Below are 16,159 nucleotides of genomic sequence, written 5' to 3'. Positions count from 1 at the left end.
GAACCATTCCATTATTTCTATACTTGCATAGCGAATTTACTATATCTTTTGTACGAAAAACCTATATTGCAAAAGGCGAGGATTTTCCCAGGCTGTTACGATAATTATAAGAAAAAGCTATATGAGACATAGAAATATCGATATTGATCGTGCGAACATCCGTTTATACGATTGTGTTACATATCTGGTTCTTGGAATTCAATATCTATAGAACTCCTTGACTGGAGAATGAATCTCGTAAAATACAAAGGAGAGTTTGGATGGGAGTACGTTTTTTAAAAATGGCTGTTATTTATATTGTTCTCGGTATTGGCATTGGAATCTACATGGGTGCAACATTGAATTTTGCACTGACTAGCGTTCATGCCCACACCAACCTTTTCGGATGGGCAACTTTAGCCCTTTGCGGATTTACTTATCTGCGTTTTCCCAAAGCCGCAGCGTCCCGTCTGGCTCATTGGCACTTCTGGTTGCAGGGCACAGGTTTGCCAATCATGCTGATCTCGCTGTGCTTTATTGCAAACGGCTATGATCAAGAATGGTTATCAACGATTAAACGTATAGGTGAATCCGTTGCCGGAAGCGGCATTCTTGTTTTTGCTGTCAACGTGTTTTTAAATGTGAAGGAAACCAATGTAGCTGTAACAAAAGAGACGCCTGCAGAAGAAAGGGGAATCACGATTGATTAATCCAGCAAAGCAAGCGGCACCACGTTATAACCTTACGACCCTGATTCTATTCTGGTGCTCATTAATTGTCGTCTCATCACTATATTTAACGATCCCCCTGTTTCCCTTATTTGAGGACGTATTCCAGATTTCATCTTCCAAAGCAGCTTGGGCAGGAAGCGCCTTTTCATTTGCTTTTGCCGGCGGAGGACTCCTGTTCGGGGGGCTTTCCGACCGCTACGGACGGAAAAGAATGATGATATCCGGATTATGCTTGCTCGCGGTATCAACCCCTTTTATTGGAACGGTCCATGAGTTTCAGTGGCTTATTGTGCTAAGGGTTATCCAAGGATTGGCAGCATCCATGTTTCCTCCTTCTGTGTTAGCCTACGCAATAGAGATGTTCCCAACGAAAAAAAGGGTAACGATCCTCGGATTTATAAGCACCGCCTTTTTGATGGCCAGTATCGTTGGACAGATCTATAGCAGCACCGTCATATTGGAACTAAGCTGGAGATATGTATTTTACATCCTTGGCATCGTGTATTTTATTTCGTTTTTTCTGATTACCTTATGCATACCCAAAGATATCATCCAGAAGCCGGAGGGCAATTTCTTTTCTCCGTTAAAGCGCATTGGCGGTATTTTCAAGAAAAAAAGCCTGCCCTTCTGTTACATCATTTCCTCAACTCTCTTTATTGCACTTGTCGGTTTTTTCTCTACGCTTGGAAGTTATCTAAGCAGCGCTCCCTTCAGTCTGAGCCACCAGGAAATCCTATGGGTTCGCGCCGCCGGTATCATCGGCATGCTCGTTTCCCCGTTTGATGGAAGGCTCGTTGCTAGGTTTGGCGTTAAAAATGTACTATGTTGCGGTCTGATCTTGGCCTGTATTGGCCTAGGTCTGGTAGGCGCCTGGGAGAACCTTGCGTTTTTAATCTTGGCGAGTATTGTTTTTGCAGCTGGCATAGCTATGGCTCTTCCCGCCTTGTTGTCTCTAATAGGCACTTTAGCTGGAGAGTTAAGGGCTAGCGCTCTTTCTTTCCATATGTTTATGCTATTCATCGGAGCCTCGCTTGGCCCCATCGTCTCGGTTTATCTGACCGGCATCAAAGGTCATGTGTTCACTTTCGAGGTGTTAGCCGGATTACTGCTGCTAAGTACGATTGTCCCATTCTTCATTCGCTTAGAGAAAAAGGAAACCACCACCCCAATCAATCCGCCCAATCAAACTAACGTTGAGCATTATCATTAGGAAGATGACTCCTGTTTTGATCGAATCCACTGATAAAATCTTCTAAATAAAAAGGAACAGTCCCCCCATTTTTAATGAGGGACTGTTCCTTTTGTCTGACCTAGGATTGCCTTAGGTTTATTTACTTTTAGAAGACAAAGCAATCCAAGTCGCAGAAACCGCTGCCATGATGATGGTTACACTTATGGTGAAGATGGACCTGTTTAGGTGTGTGGGCACCTGATCCACCACCTCCATATTCCGGCCCCTTGTAATAGCCGCCAAAGAAATTATGCGGAGACCAGTCTGGGCTGGCTTTGGGAGCTGGAGGCGACAAAGACTGAAATTCGCTGGTACCGTAGACAATCTTACCACCTACGACTGTAAAGACAGATTCAATTTTTTTAATTGCTTCTTCCGAGACATGAAAGAAATTATCGGAAAGGATCGTAAAATCAGCATATTGACCCGGTTTGATCTGCCCTTTCACATCTTCTTCCTTTGAAAACCATGCATTACCCGTCGTATACATCCGAAGCGCTTGGTGTCTCTCTACACGATTAGAAGCAGGATACAGGCTTAATCCTCCCAGTGTTTTGCCCGTCACTAGCCAATATAAGGCCACCCAAGGATTATAGCTTGCTACTCTGGTGGCATCCGTTCCCACACCAACGCGCAATCCGGACTTCATCATCTTGGTTATCGGAGGAGCATTCTCCGCTGCTTTTGCCCCATATCTTTCGACAAAATATTCCCCCTGGAAAGCCATTCGGCTTTGAACCGCGATCGAACCTCCTAATTCGACGACCCGCTCCAAATCCTTCTCATGAATCGTTTCGGCATGATCTAGAATCCAGCGTAAGTCCTTGAACGGCACCTCTTTGTTTACTCTTTCAAACACATCAAGAAAACGTGTTATGGATTCTCCATAAGTGGCATGAAGACGAAACGGCCAACGTTGTTGAACGAGATGTTGGGTAACTTCGAAGAGCTCATCTTCCAGTACAGCAGGAAGCTCCGGACGAGGCTCAACAAAATCCTCAAAGTCTGCTGCGCTGTAAACAAGCATTTCACCTGCACCGTTATGACGATAATAAGAACTGCCCGTGTACGGCTGCGATGAAGCGGTCCATGCTTTAAAATCGTTTAATTCATTCTTGGGATGCTGAGTGAATAAATTATACGCAGTGCGAACCGTAATTTCTCCACGTCTATCCAGTTCCTCAAACACCTGATAGTCATCGGGATAGTTCTGAAAGCCCCCTCCAGCGTCGATAACGCTTGTCACTCCAAATCGATTCAATTCCCTCATAAAGAGTCGGGTTGAATTCATTTGGTCCTCATATGAAAGCTTTGGCCCTTTAGCTAAGGTAGCGTACAAAATCGTTGCATTAGGCCTGGCGATGAGCATTCCTGTTGGATTACCCCGGCTGTCCCTTTGGATTTCTCCGCCTGGCGGATTAGGCGTATCCTTCGTATACCCTATTACTCGTAAGGCAGCTTTGTTCAAAAAAGCTTGACGATAAAGATTAAGGATAAAAACGGGGGTTTCCGGAGCAATTCGATTGATTTCATCCAGAGTTGGCATCCGGCGTTCGATGAATTGGAACTCCGTCCATCCGCCTACAACACGGACCCAATGAGGTGCTGGCGTACGATCAACCTGCTTTTTCAGCATCCGCAATGCATCCGCTACCGATGGCACCCCATCCCAGCGAAGTTCGAGGTTATAGTTGAGACCGCCTCGAATGAGATGAATATGCGAATCGTTCAAGCCCGGTATCAACATTCGTTTGTTGGCGTTGACAACCTGCGTGGAGGATCCGACATATTTCATGATTTCGGCATCATCACCCACAGCCAGGAACTGGCCGTCCTTAACGGCAACTGCTGATGCGGTAGGATTTACATCGTCCATCGTTACGATGCTGGCATTGTGAATGACTAGACTGGCCTCAACATCTTTCGTTTTTCTAGACATGATTCCGCTCTCCTTTTAGATTGCATTATTTGTGGTTTAGCCATTGCTGGATCCAGGGGATCAACCGCTGGCCTACAAACATACCGGCGAGACCGAGCAGTCCTAAAAAAGGCGGTGCTGGCGACGGGATCTTAAGCGATTGAAAAACAACGCCAATGACAATACCTGCGGCAAGAGCTAAGGCCATAGAACCTATAGAACCTGTGCTCATAGTCAATACCTCCTTTAATACGAATTGTGATGTTCTTGCTAGACTGCCTTTATTCATAAGTCTAAAAGTCGACATTTTCACTAACAATATGGCTTTTTCTATAACAGCCATAGGAATTGCTTATGTATATTCCTTATAGAACTTTCGAAGTATATAGGATTTTCCTATGAAAAATATAGAAAACTGAAGATTGTTTGCACATTGGTATTTCCATAGACTGAATACATGCAACAGAAACTCCAATGGATCGGGCCCTGTTGCAACCAAAATCTAGGAGGTAGGATCCTCTATGTTTAATGACAAGACAGATTTACTGACGGCTGAAAACTCTGCAATTATTCTTATTGACCATCAGCCTCAAATGATCTTTGGTGTTCAAAGCGCGGATCGTCAAACCATCATTAACAACACGGTTGGGTTGGCCAAAACCGGGAAAGTCTTTAATGTGCCCACCATTCTTACAACGGTGGCTGCAGAATCATTCTCAGGCCCGATTCATCCGCAAATTCAAGAGGTATTTCCAGATCAGGTACCGATCGACCGTACAACAATGAACTCTTGGGAAGACGACAACCTGGTACAAGCCGTGAAGAAAACAGGCCGTAAAAAGCTGGTCATGGCAGCGCTCTGGACGGAGGTTTGCCTTGCCTTTCCTGTTATTGGAGCTATTAAAGACGGATACGAAGTGTACATTGTAACGGATGCTTCAGGCGGGACGACTGCGGAAGCGCATAACATGGCCGTTCAACGGATGATCCAAGCAGGGGCCATCCCGGTTACCTGGGTTTCTGTCATGCTTGAGTACCAACGCGATTGGGCTCGCCAGGAAACCTATGACGCCGTGATGTCGATCGCTAAGGAGCACACCGGTGCTTATGGCGCGGGCATTGTATATGCCCAAACGATGTTTGGCGGCCACGAGGGCGGGAGCCACAACTAATCATCATTATTAAAAAACAGAGGAGAATGAAACATGCCAAAATTATTAGTCGGAGAAGAAAATGGGCACCCTATTCAGTTGAATTTTGAGGATGTTGGCGCAGGCAAACCTGTCATTTTGATTCATGGTTGGCCACTGAGCGGACGCTCTTGGGAGAATCAAGTTCCAGCGCTCATCAATGCAGGTTACCGCGTGATTACCTATGACCGCCGTGGATTCGGACAATCCTCCCAACCGTGGAACGGATATGACTATGATACGTTTGCAGCGGATCTTCATAAGCTTATCGAACAGCTGGACCTTAAGGATGTAACGCTGGTCGGATTCTCGATGGGTGGCGGAGAGGTAGCCCGTTACATCGGTACATACGGAACAAGTCGTGTCAAAAAAGCCGTGCTGGCCGCTGCGGTTCCACCGTTCTTTTACAAATCTGCCGAGCATCCGGAAGGTGGTCTGGATGAAGCCACGATTCAAGGCTTCCTAGACGGTTTGAAAAAAGACCGTGTCGCCTTCCTTGACGACTTCACTCACAATTTCTTTAAAGCAGGGGATCGAACCGATCTGGTTAGCGAGTCTTTCCGCCATTACAACCTTGAAATTGCTTCTTCTGCTTCGCCAAAAGGGACGCTGGATTGTGTTGAGGCTTTCGGCCGGACGGATTTCCGTGGCGATTTGGCAAAATTTAATATCCCACTGCTTGTTATCCATGGGGATTCCGATGCAATTGTGTCGCTTGAAGTCAGCGGACAACTTTCCCACGAAGCGGTTCCAGGTAGTCAGCTCGTCGTTATCGAAGGTGGACCTCATGGTCTAAACGCGACTCACCCTGAAGAATTCAATACAGCTTTAATTAACTTTCTGAATGCTGAATGATTGAAAGGTGTGAGCTGTGACCCATGAGAGGATGCTTTTTTCACAAAAAAAGACCCTCTTATGGGTCATTTGTGTTTTAGTCTTTTCTCATCACTCGGTTTCAAACCGTCTCCGCTGGCTTCGAAATTCCAGCGCTGTGATGCCTTCGGTATCCTTGAATATTCTCGTAAAATGCTTCACATTTTCGAATCCAACCTGATCGCTGATTTCGTACACCTTCAAATCGGAGTGCACCAGAAGTTCCTTCGCCTTATCAAGCCTTAACCGGCGAACATAGTTCGAGAAGCTCTCACCGGTAAATTCTTGGAAGGCTTGGCTGAAATACGAGTAATTGAGTGAGAAATGGTTGGACACCACCGCCATGTTTAAATTGTCGGCATAATGCGTCTGCAGGTAGGTGAGTACTTTTTGCATCGTATTTTGTTCCGTTGGCACCTGCTCTTTCCGATCTTGGATGAACCGATCCAGACGATCGAGAAGCTGTTCGACGGATTTGTAATAATCCTCAAATCGATCGAAATTTCCGATGTGACCAACAGGAGCGTACTTCATTAATAGACCGAATACCTTAAGCCCGTAGATGCGGAACAACTTATCGAACAGCTCCTCGTTCAGCAGCTGACTAATACGTTCCAGATAGCCGATTTCACTGCTGCTAATGATGCGAACATCGAGGATTTGATCCAGAAGTTGTTTGATTTCATCCCCGCGGCCCATCCCAAGGAGATTCAATATCCGCCCAATCAACTCCATAGGGACGACATACCGCTCATTGCGATCACTTATGTCAGTGTAATCCAGCACATCGAGATCTGGAAGCAGAATCCCGTATTTCATAGTTTGCTTCGCCTGACTGTATGCCCACCTTATCTGCTCAATCCCTTGAACGGAATCACTAATCGCAATTCGCAGCTGTGTCTCATACTCACTTAACCCCCACTGTTCTGCCAACCGGTAGAACATATCGGGATCGCTTGCTATCATAATCGTTCCGCCTTTTCCATCACGCGTCAGCATCCAATTCATATGCCCTTGTAACAGCTCAGCGATTTGATTCCTGAAAGAAGCTGCATCCGTACTGCTTGCCTGTGAACTTCCACCACGTTGCGTAACCAAGCCCAGTGTATATCCTGCATCCAACCAGCTTAAGCCGGCCTGCTTCAGCTTGTTCGGTGTGATCACATCATCCACATCCTTCTGGGTTAAATGCAGGGTAACCAGCTCGGCAGCAAAAAGGCTGGCATCTTCGCCCGCCTGGTCTGCTCGCTCTTCTCTTTTCTTTATATCCAGCATTAATCGCTCCAGGACGGCAAACAGCTCCTCCCGAATCACAGGCTTTACGAGATAATCCTTCACAGCAAAGCGGATCCCTTTCTGCGCATATACGAAGTCATTATAGCCAGACAGCAATACAACCTCGGGTTTAACCGGATGGTCTTGCAGTTGGTCGAGCAGTTCGATCCCATCCATAATGGGCATTCGGATATCTGTAAACATAATATCCGCAGGCTCCTGGCGAAGCAGCTCCAGCGCCTCTTCTCCATTCTCGGCAAATCGATATTTAAACAGATCAGGGAACTGCCTCTCAATGACTGATTGCAAGCCCCTCCGAATGATCTTCTCGTCGTCGACGATCAGCAAGCTAATCATAGATGTCCTATCCCCCTCCCATGACCCGGTACGGCAAAGTCATGATTATGCGTGTATAGCTTCCTTCCTGACTTTCGATCCGAATCCCATATTCCACCCCATAGCTCATCACTAAACGTTGGTCCACATTCCGCAGACCGATTCCATTACCGTCCTCGTTCTCCTTACGAACGAATAATTGCCGGACCTCCTGATAAGCATGCTCTTCCATTCGCAACATTTGATTCAACAAGCCCAGCGTTTCATCCGGTATGCCGCGGCCGCTGTCCGTAATCTCTATGACACAAGCTTGATCACGCCGGACGGCAGAGATCGAAATGAGAAGATTTCCGTCCTTGGAATGCATGCGGCTCATCCCATGCTTGATTGCATTCTCGACTACGGGCTGCAGCGACATTTTAAGCGATTCCTGCTTGAGGCATTCCGGTTCAATAGACAATTGGAGATCAAGTCTGCCATCATAACGGATGTTCATGACGGATACATAATGCTGGACCTGCTGGATCTCATCGCTGAGCATCACGTGATCCTGCCTCCATTCCATCGAATACCGCATCATACCGCCTAACGAGGTCATGATGTCCGATATAAGATACTGCCCTTCAATCTCCGCCAGCATCTTGACGTTCTCCAGCGTATTGTAGAGGAAATGGGAATCGATCTGGTTCTTCAGCGCCCGAAGCTCAGCTTCTTTGCCTGCCGCCTGCCGAGCTGCCTGGTCTTGAATGAGCTCGTTAATTTTCAGAATGAGCTTGCGGTAATGAAAGCCCAGCTCTCCTACCTCATCGGTACCGGTAATCGGCGGCAGCTCGACGTTAAAATTACCGTTTCTCACCTGCTGCATCGATTCCCTTAATGCCTTAAGCCTGCGCAAAATGATCGCTTGCATCGAGTAAGACAGCAAAACGAGAAATGCCGCCAGTAATGAAACGAGCACGATATAACGAACCCTCGAATGGTTAATGCCTTCCATGGTTTCCTCAAGACTAGCCATATTGACCAGATGTACGTCAATCGATGGGATGTAGCTCTGTAAAGCCAAGTAGGAATGTCCATTAACCTTGAACCGCACCGTCTCGTAATCCGTATGGCTCGTCAGCTTTATGCTGCTTATCAATTCCTCCGCGCCGTTCTGCTTGAACACGGACGAATCCTTTAAGCTGAAAACTTGTCCGTTCCTTGCGACTACGATCAGCTGGGAGTTTTTATCCTGTACGCTGCTGAACGTTTGGGAGAAGAAATCGGATAACTGCATCGATATCTCTAGAATCCCGTTATGGGTAGCATTGTCCGGATACTTGAATTCCTGTAAGTACGTCATGAAGGGCTCGTTCGGCATTTGTTCGGAGGGCATACCGGTGAGGCCGACGTTTTCCTGTATCTCCCACCAGGGTAAGCCGCCTTGTTTCATCACGTCATCATGCCAAGGCTTGCTCTGAATACGCGACTCCTGCAGGATAACCGGCCAAATCTCATTCACATATCGGTTATCCGTGAATAGACGGACATTCGAGATTCGCGGATTGTTAAACAGAAAATATTGAAAGCTGTTGACCACGTCCTTCTTTATATGAAGAACTTGCGCCGTATCCTGAAATTGTTCGATCTGCAGATAATTATTCATTTCCCGATTGGATAACGCAAGCTGACCGGTCCATCGCATCAGCTCTACGTTATTCTCAATGTTGATCTTCTCTACTTCCAGCACATTCTTATTGTTCTCCAACAATTCCTTCATTGCCTTGGCGGACTCTTCATTAAGCGTATACCAAGAGAATAAAACAACCGGTATAAAAATAACGAATATAAAGGACAAAATCAGTTTGACTTGAAGCGAAAGGTTAAACGTAAATGCACGTATCTTCAATAACCAACGGATTGCCGCGAATCCCATTCCCTATTTCACATCCTGCTGCTTCCTCTATCGAACTATTGATTAAGCGACGACTTCAGCTTCTGTACATTTCGTTCATAAGCCGCCTGGCGGCTTGCTGCGATGGCTTCATACTCGGGATCCTCGGTAGTGGCTTTCATGAATTCGGCGAACAGTCGGTCGAATTCGGCATTCGATTTCGACATCAGCAGCTTCGGCAGCGTCTCCGCCCAGAGCCGTGTATTTTTGCCTACCGCAATACCTTCCTTCGTTGTCGGGTCCGGGTCCAGGTTTTCGAATTCGCTTGTGCTAACCGTCTTGCCCCTCGTCCAATCGGCAATTTGTTTGGAAGGCTCGGCATCCATCCCCGTCATCCATGCTAGATTCATGTTCGTATCCATTAGCATCCAGTACATATAAGAACCGCCATATTTGCTATCGAACGCTTGGCGATCGGTATTAAGCAACTGCATGACCTCCGGCAGGAACTGATCTTTGCCGTCAATCGTATCGTAGGTAACGCCCTTCTCTCCTAAGAACAGGTCCTTGTTTCCCTCTTCGCTGAGCAAATAGCTGAGGAAGGCGATGGCCCTCTTCTTGTCTTTGACGTTCTTCGAGATGAGCGTCACGGTCCAACCGGAGATGCCGTTTCCTGCAAGGGTTGGCGCATCATGCGCATCGTTCGCCGGACCGTCAATCGCGATATAGACCTTATTCGGGTCCTTCTGATACAGCGCCTGGTTAATCTCTGAAAAATCGGACCACTGATACAGCATGGCAAAATAACGCCCTTGCGATATTTTTTCGTCCTTTTCCACTCGTTTCTCATCAAGAAAAACATCTGTCGGCATCAGTCCGTCCTCATTCGCTTGGCGAAACATCTTCAGCCATTTCAAATAGGTCGGGTCGCTACGACGGTCGTACAATTTGCCGTTTTTCTGCTTCGGAATGGCTAGGAAGTTCTGAAGATAATCTTCCAGCGAATAGTTGCCGGTTTCCGTAAATTCATGAAGGCCAATCGGGATGAGCGGCTTGCCGTCTACTTCCGGAAACTTTTCCTTCGCAGCCTTCAGCGCGCCGAGAAACCCTTCCGGCGTGCTCATATCCGGCTCCCCGAGGGCTTCATACATATCTTTCCGAACAACGAAGGTCTGATTAGACGTAAAAAGCTTGCCGTATTTTTGATAATCCGCAGGCGATGAAGATGCATTCGGGTAGCTGTACACATTCCCGTCAGCCTGTGTGTACCAGTTAAGCTTCTCTGGGTCAGCAGCTTTAAAAAAATAAGGATCGTATTGTTCCGCCAGCTCATTTAATGGAAGCACCATATCTCCATTGATCATCTTCTGCACGGAATCCTCGTACGAGCCTAGCGTGATGAAGTCAGGGAGCGACCTTGCTGACATCATCGTGTTGAGCTTCTCCCCGGCGTCTCCGGCAGGCACGATAAAGTTTAAGCTGACGCCCGTCTTCTTCGTGATGTAATCGGAAACGACGTTTCCTCCCCACTTGCCTGTGAACCAATCGAAGTTGATATACCAGTCGAACGTAATCGGTGTCGTGTCCTGCTTCCAAGCAGGTTCATCCGGAGAAGGCTTCGTTTGAGAAGCATCTGCCTTTTTAAGATTGGCGTTGAAAATCGTATCATCAGCAGTACCATTGCTCGATGTGTCAGTGTTCCCAGAACAAGACGCCAAAGTCCAACACATCATCAGAGCCAGTAACAGCATTGCTGATTTACGCATTTTGTCCATTCAAAATTCCCCTTCGGCCGTTAATATCCCATTACTTAATATATTTCCACAAAAACAGACAATTGCCGTTCAGAATCCTTAATTTATTGCTAGTATAAAGGTTATAGCAGGCAAAGGAAAGAGTCTAACATTATACGCAGGGTTACTAAATTTGGGATATTTCCTATGCCGACTAACGCGAATAAGCGAGCAAGACAGGAAATATTCCTTCGTCTAGGCTCGCATTCGTTAGCTATGATGTTGTAGTTCCCTTATCTATGATTCCAGAAAAAAATCGATGCATTTCTGAACAGAAGGATTATGGTGATGATACTTTTTAAAAATAAGTTTAATCTCACGTACAGGCGTTGGATCTACGAAATGAATCATTTTCAGATGCTGCCCAGAAATTGTTTCAATTAATGAAGCAGGCAAAATAGCTACCCCCAACTTTTGCAGTACCATAGAAAGAAGAATAGCCGTCGAAGTGGACTCAAATTTCGATTGTAAAGATTTGGTGATTTTCTCGCTGAATGTACGAAGTTGCTCGATTAAATTTTTATCCCCAACAAATAAGGAAGATTCTAAATCTTCTAGCTCTTGAAAAGAAACAAAGGATCGATCTGCCCATGGATGATCCGCATAAACGACCAGTGCTTGTTCTTCTTTATACAGATGCATCGCATGAATTTCTTTATTTGGATCATAATTGTCGGCAATGCCAATATCGATACTACGATTCAATAATTGCTGTGATGTATTTTCTGTACTGGCAAATTTTAATGTAATGTCAGGATAATGTTCATGGAATTTCAAAAAACGGGGGATTAAACCATAAAAGTCCACTGGAGAAATGCCTATCGAAAGTTGATTTGCCCGAGCATAGCGTAACTCATGAGTTTCTTTCTTCGATTCTTCAATGAGCCTCATGACGGAAAGAGCTTTCTCGTAAAGTATTTCCCCGTCAGCTGTAATCTTTACGCCTCTGCCAACTCTCTGAAACAAAGGGGTTCCAACTTCTACCTCTAGAAAGCGGATTTGTTGGCTTAAAGTAGGTTGAGAAATCATTAACACTTCTGCAGCCTTAGTAAAGCTTCCTGCTTTGCAGATTTGAATGAAACATTCTAATTGCCTGAACATGGAAGATTCACCTCAACCTCTCTTACATATGAATCCATCTCTTGAATGAATAGATGTGCCATGGGCCTCATCGTAACGGAATTAAGGTATACAAGAGATATATCCCAACGAGGTATATGGCCTTCTAATTTGACAATACGCAAAGAATCATCCCTGAGGCTCTCAAGCAAAGATATGGGTATAATGGCTGCTCCAAGTCCATGACGAACCCAGTGAATCAATACTGAAGTGGAGGACGTTTCTATGCTCGACTTCAAGGCAAACCCACTAGAGAAACAATACATATCAAGTAATGATTTGTTTTGTTCTCGGAACATGATCGAGTTCATTTGCTTCAAAGATCGAAAAGGAATCGAAGATTTATTAGCCAAAGCATGTTCTGAGTGAATCAATAGCGCCATTTCTTGTCTATACAAATGAGTCGAAATGAGCGAAGTATCCGAAACTGGATATGCAGTGATCCCAATGTCCACCCTTTGCTCCAAGACCTTATTTTCGACATCCTCTGCATCGATAATTTTTAATAAAATATTCGGGTACTTTTGATGAAATCTCATGAAGTAAGGAGCAAGATATTCAAGTTCAGCAGGACAACATCCAATAGAAATGGTTTCTCTAGATTTGTTGATTCGGCCAACGATTTCATTTCGCGCTTCTTCAAGAAGATTCATAATGGCATTGCCCTTATTCAAGAGAATTTTTCCCGCTTCCGTTACCTTTACTCCTCTACTTACCCGATCGAACAATTGAATATTATACTCATCTTCCAAAACCCGAATTTGCTGACTTAGTGTAGGCTGAGTCACACCTAATTCTTCTTTAGCTTTGGTCAAACTTCCAGATTTGCAAACTTGAATAAAATATTCAAGCTGACGCAATTCCACAATGTATCCCCCCCTTTGTTAATTTGTTCTTCGGTTTCTTAACCTGGCGATTTTCCAGACATCATCCTTGCTGATCAGTACTCTTACTTATTGCTTACCGTATGAAGTGCTCATCCGCTGGTGGTAATGAGCGTCGTGGTAATTGCTGAACTTCTCTGTAATAACCATTATATGAAGGAAACTATCATGTAATATATCCGCTACATTTCAGGTGAAGGTTACTAGATTTTAGGGTTGCTGGTCGGGTAACCCCGAAAGGTATAATAAGATCTTAGGTTGGCCGTAAGCCCAGTTTAGGGCTCTTAAGAGGATCATTTGGTGTCAATGGCACACAATTTCCTTCGAAAGCGTTAAAAGCCCCTTGAGAGGTAACATAAGCCCTGAGATAGCCTCCGAAACACAGTGTTTTTAACTTTTATATCCTTGATTTCCTTGAAACAACAAAGGAGCCCAGTTTAATACTCCGGGCTCCTTTGTACTTAGTTAAGAAGTTACAACCAATATCATTCCGTTACTTTTAGTACTTTTGTTGGCCACAGCACAAAAGCTACACCAAATCGGCGCTCTTGGACCTTGAACTTAAATCAGCCTGTCTATGGCGAGTTGTCCCGCTCTCTAAAACAACTAATGGCTTCGCCCCCAACGAGGGACGAAGCCATTAACTTTGCTTTGTTCAGCTATGTCGAGACACCAACTCTATTGCAAAAATACTGGTGTAACGGCTCAACATTAATGTCTAGCACTAACTTTAATGTCACCAGACAGAAATTGTCGGTCGTCGTGCCGACAATCCTTTTACTCCCCTTACTCCACCGTTACGCTTTTCGCCAAATTCCGCGGCTTGTCGACGTCGTTGCCTCTGGAGAGCGATGCGTAGTAGGACAGCAGCTGCAGCGGCACAACCGACAGGGCCGGCGTCAGCAGCGGCAGCGTCTTCGGAATCGCAAACGCCTGGTCTACCGACTTCAGCAAACCTGCGACATTTTCTTCATGGGTAATCGCCATGATGTCCGCGCCGCGTGCGTTCACTTCCTTGATGTTGCTGACCGTTTTCTCCAAAACGGCTTCCTGGGTTGCCAGGGCAATGACCGGAATGCCTTCCTCGATCAGCGCCAGCGTACCGTGCTTCAGTTCACCCGCAGCGTACGCTTCAGAGTGAATATAAGAGATTTCTTTCAATTTCAGCGAACCTTCCTGCGCTACCGCGTAGTCCAGTCCGCGACCGATAAAGAATAAGTGCTCATGCTTGGAAATATGCTCTGCATAGGCTTTAATGGCATCCGGCTTGGCCAGCATGCTCTCCACCTGCTCCGGCAGAGCCTGCATAGCAGCTACGATCTGAGCCACCGCTTCCGGCGTCTGTGTGCCGCGAACCTCGGCAAGGTACAGCGCCAGCAGATAGAACGCGATCAGCTGCGACGTGTACGCCTTAGTGGATGCTACGGCAATTTCCGGACCGGCCAGCGTCACGATGACGTCATCGGCGTCACGGGCGATCGAGCTGCCCACCACGTTTGTGATAGCCAGTACGTGTGCGCCGTTTGCTTTGGCTTCACGCATCGCCGCAAGCGTATCCGCCGTTTCACCGGATTGGCTGACGACGATGACCAACGTTTCCGGCGTTACGATTGGAGAACGGTAACGGTATTCCGACGCTACGTCCGTCTCTACCGGAATGCGTACCAGCGATTCAATCGCACTGCGTCCCACGAGACCTGCATGGTATGCTGTACCGCAGGCAATGATTTGAATGTTGCGGATATTTTTGATCTGATCGGCCGTCAGCTTCAGCTCCGGCAGAACAACCTTTTTACCCGACTCGTCGATCCGTCCGCGCATCGTGTCGCGATAAGCTTTCGGCTGCTCGTGGATCTCTTTCAGCATGAAATGCTCAAAGCCGCCTTTTTCCGCTGTCACTGCATCCCAGTCGACATGAATCATTTCCCGAGAAATAAAATTCCCCTCAATGGTCATCAATTCGACAGAATCCTGCGTCAATACGGCCATCTCACCGTCATTCAAAATATATACTTTACGCGTATATTGAAGAATTGCCGGAATATCCGATCCGATGAAGTTCTCTCCTTCGCCAATCCCGATAATCAGCGGGCTTGCTTGACGCACAGCCACGAGTTTATCCGGTTCGTACTCGGTCAGTACACCGAGGGCAAAGGCGCCGCGCATATAACCGATGGCCTTCTGAACCGCTTTGACGATATCACCGTCGTATTCGCGGGCAATCAGGTGGGAAATCACCTCTGTATCGGTTTCCGACACGAAATGATGTCCCTGGCTGATCAGCTCATCCTTCAACTCCAGATAATTTTCGACAATGCCGTTATGCACGACCGAAAATTTATGGCTGTTGTCCGTATGCGGATGAGAGTTCACGTCCGATGGCTTGCCATGAGTAGCCCAGCGCGTATGCCCGATGCCGGCACTTCCCACCAGCGGTGTCCCTTCCAGCTTGGACTCCAGATTGGCCAAACGTCCTTGAGCCTTGGCAATTTGCAATCCCTGGTTGGTGAACACGGCAATACCCGCAGAATCGTACCCGCGGTACTCCAGCTTCTTCAGACCCTCGATCAATACCGCTTGCGTATCCTTTTTACCAATATATCCGACAATACCACACATAGTTAATATCCTCCGTTCACTTCTTCGAATTGGGTTTTAGAAGAGTACGGGAGCATAAAGGTGCAGCATGGTGCCAGAATGTACAGGAAAACGAACATTGTATTCAGTTATACAAGGTGCATTCACGAATGTACATCCTAGCATCGCCGCATCTCTTATGCGCTTGCCCGCACACTCATGAAAAATGATCACTATTTTCTAACACCCACTGGAAACGTTGTGTGAACGGTCGCCCGTTCATTTTCCGTTTCGAGTTTACGGCTGTGGTGTATCACCGGGAGGTCCCCGCCGAACATTTCGAACACCTCCACCTCGTCAACTTGATGCTGCCGTGAATC

General features: G+C 46.5%; 12 protein-coding genes. 4 read left to right on the top strand and 8 right to left on the bottom strand.

Annotated features, from left to right (window positions below; all coding sequences use genetic code 11):
* Positions 1-260: 260 nt before the first annotated feature.
* The gene (locus ABIE48_RS00155; protein ID WP_192717487.1) at positions 261-689 is read left to right on the top strand and encodes a hypothetical protein; all 429 of its coding nucleotides are present in this window, start codon (positions 261-263) and stop codon (positions 687-689) included.
* Positions 682-1,920 carry an MFS transporter gene (locus ABIE48_RS00150; RefSeq protein WP_145029767.1) on the top strand — a complete coding sequence of 413 codons (1,239 nt, stop codon included), beginning with the start codon at positions 682-684 and terminating at the stop codon, positions 1,918-1,920. Before ABIE48_RS00155 ends, ABIE48_RS00150 begins: the two co-directional genes overlap by 8 nt.
* 127 nt (positions 1,921-2,047) lie before the next feature.
* Here the strand turns inward: ABIE48_RS00150 and ABIE48_RS00145 are convergent, their stop codons facing one another.
* Both ABIE48_RS00145 and ABIE48_RS00140 read right to left on the bottom strand, forming a co-directional pair.
* A complete protein-coding gene (locus ABIE48_RS00145; RefSeq protein ID WP_163882947.1) occupies positions 2,048-3,880 on the bottom strand; it encodes an amidohydrolase in 1,833 nt (610 codons plus the stop codon).
* Positions 3,881-3,905: 25 nt separating this feature from the next.
* Positions 3,906-4,091, bottom strand: coding sequence for a XapX domain-containing protein (locus ABIE48_RS00140; protein WP_076176227.1), 186 nt, complete (start codon positions 4,089-4,091; stop codon positions 3,906-3,908).
* Positions 4,092-4,380: 289 nt separating this feature from the next.
* On the opposite strand from ABIE48_RS00140, the gene ABIE48_RS00135 reads away from it, so the two are divergent.
* Entirely contained in the window at positions 4,381-5,031 is a 651-nt protein-coding gene (locus ABIE48_RS00135; protein ID WP_145029765.1) for a hydrolase, read from the top strand.
* Between the two features lie 33 nt (positions 5,032-5,064).
* Positions 5,065-5,904 (top strand): alpha/beta fold hydrolase, encoded by an 840-nt coding sequence (locus tag ABIE48_RS00130; protein ID WP_089549811.1) that lies wholly within the window; start codon positions 5,065-5,067, stop codon positions 5,902-5,904.
* A 90-nt stretch (positions 5,905-5,994) separates the two neighbouring features.
* Here ABIE48_RS00130 and ABIE48_RS00125 read toward each other — a convergent pair whose 3' ends face one another.
* From ABIE48_RS00125 to glmS, 6 genes are all read right to left on the bottom strand, one after another.
* Complete coding sequence (locus tag ABIE48_RS00125; RefSeq protein WP_192717486.1) at positions 5,995-7,554, bottom strand: response regulator; 1,560 nt, start codon at positions 7,552-7,554, stop codon at positions 5,995-5,997.
* A gap of 7 nt (positions 7,555-7,561) precedes the next feature.
* The gene (locus ABIE48_RS00120; protein WP_192717485.1) at positions 7,562-9,448 is read right to left on the bottom strand and encodes a sensor histidine kinase; all 1,887 of its coding nucleotides are present in this window, start codon (positions 9,446-9,448) and stop codon (positions 7,562-7,564) included.
* Between the two features lie 35 nt (positions 9,449-9,483).
* Positions 9,484-11,181 (bottom strand): type 2 periplasmic-binding domain-containing protein, encoded by a 1,698-nt coding sequence (locus ABIE48_RS00115; protein WP_260869579.1) that lies wholly within the window; start codon positions 11,179-11,181, stop codon positions 9,484-9,486.
* 255 nt (positions 11,182-11,436) lie between these two features.
* Entirely contained in the window at positions 11,437-12,300 is an 864-nt protein-coding gene (locus tag ABIE48_RS00110; RefSeq protein ID WP_192717484.1) for a LysR family transcriptional regulator, read from the bottom strand.
* On the bottom strand, positions 12,285-13,184 hold the full coding sequence (locus tag ABIE48_RS00105; protein ID WP_145029755.1) for a LysR family transcriptional regulator: 900 nt from the start codon (positions 13,182-13,184) through the stop codon (positions 12,285-12,287). Before ABIE48_RS00105 ends, ABIE48_RS00110 begins: the two co-directional genes overlap by 16 nt.
* Before the next feature lie 804 nt (positions 13,185-13,988).
* Entirely contained in the window at positions 13,989-15,821 is a 1,833-nt protein-coding gene (gene glmS, locus ABIE48_RS00100) for a glutamine--fructose-6-phosphate transaminase (isomerizing) (RefSeq protein ID WP_192717483.1), read from the bottom strand.
* Between the last annotated feature and the right edge of the window lie 338 nt (positions 15,822-16,159).

This window comes from Paenibacillus sp. OAE614 (assembly GCF_040546645.1).
Taxonomy (GTDB): domain Bacteria; phylum Bacillota; class Bacilli; order Paenibacillales; family Paenibacillaceae; genus Paenibacillus_AQ; species Paenibacillus_AQ favisporus.
This window is presented reverse-complemented; position numbering and strand designations above follow the sequence as displayed.

Bases quoted from the DNA above. Each gene is read 5' to 3' on its own strand.
- ABIE48_RS00155 (WP_192717487.1), top strand. From the start codon at position 261: ATGGGAGTACGTTTTTTAAAAATGGCTGTTATTTATATTGTTCTCGGT.
- ABIE48_RS00145 (WP_163882947.1), bottom strand. From the start codon at position 3,880: ATGTCTAGAAAAACGAAAGATGTTGAGGCCAGTCTAGTCATTCACAAT.
- ABIE48_RS00140 (WP_076176227.1), bottom strand. From the start codon at position 4,091: ATGAGCACAGGTTCTATAGGTTCTATGGCCTTAGCTCTTGCCGCAGGT.
- ABIE48_RS00135 (WP_145029765.1), top strand. From the start codon at position 4,381: ATGTTTAATGACAAGACAGATTTACTGACGGCTGAAAACTCTGCAATT.
- ABIE48_RS00130 (WP_089549811.1), top strand. From the start codon at position 5,065: ATGCCAAAATTATTAGTCGGAGAAGAAAATGGGCACCCTATTCAGTTG.
- ABIE48_RS00125 (WP_192717486.1), bottom strand. From the start codon at position 7,554: ATGATTAGCTTGCTGATCGTCGACGACGAGAAGATCATTCGGAGGGGC.
- ABIE48_RS00120 (WP_192717485.1), bottom strand. From the start codon at position 9,448: ATGGGATTCGCGGCAATCCGTTGGTTATTGAAGATACGTGCATTTACG.
- ABIE48_RS00115 (WP_260869579.1), bottom strand. From the start codon at position 11,181: ATGGACAAAATGCGTAAATCAGCAATGCTGTTACTGGCTCTGATGATG.
- ABIE48_RS00110 (WP_192717484.1), bottom strand. From the start codon at position 12,300: ATGTTCAGGCAATTAGAATGTTTCATTCAAATCTGCAAAGCAGGAAGC.
- glmS (WP_192717483.1), bottom strand. From the start codon at position 15,821: ATGTGTGGTATTGTCGGATATATTGGTAAAAAGGATACGCAAGCGGTA.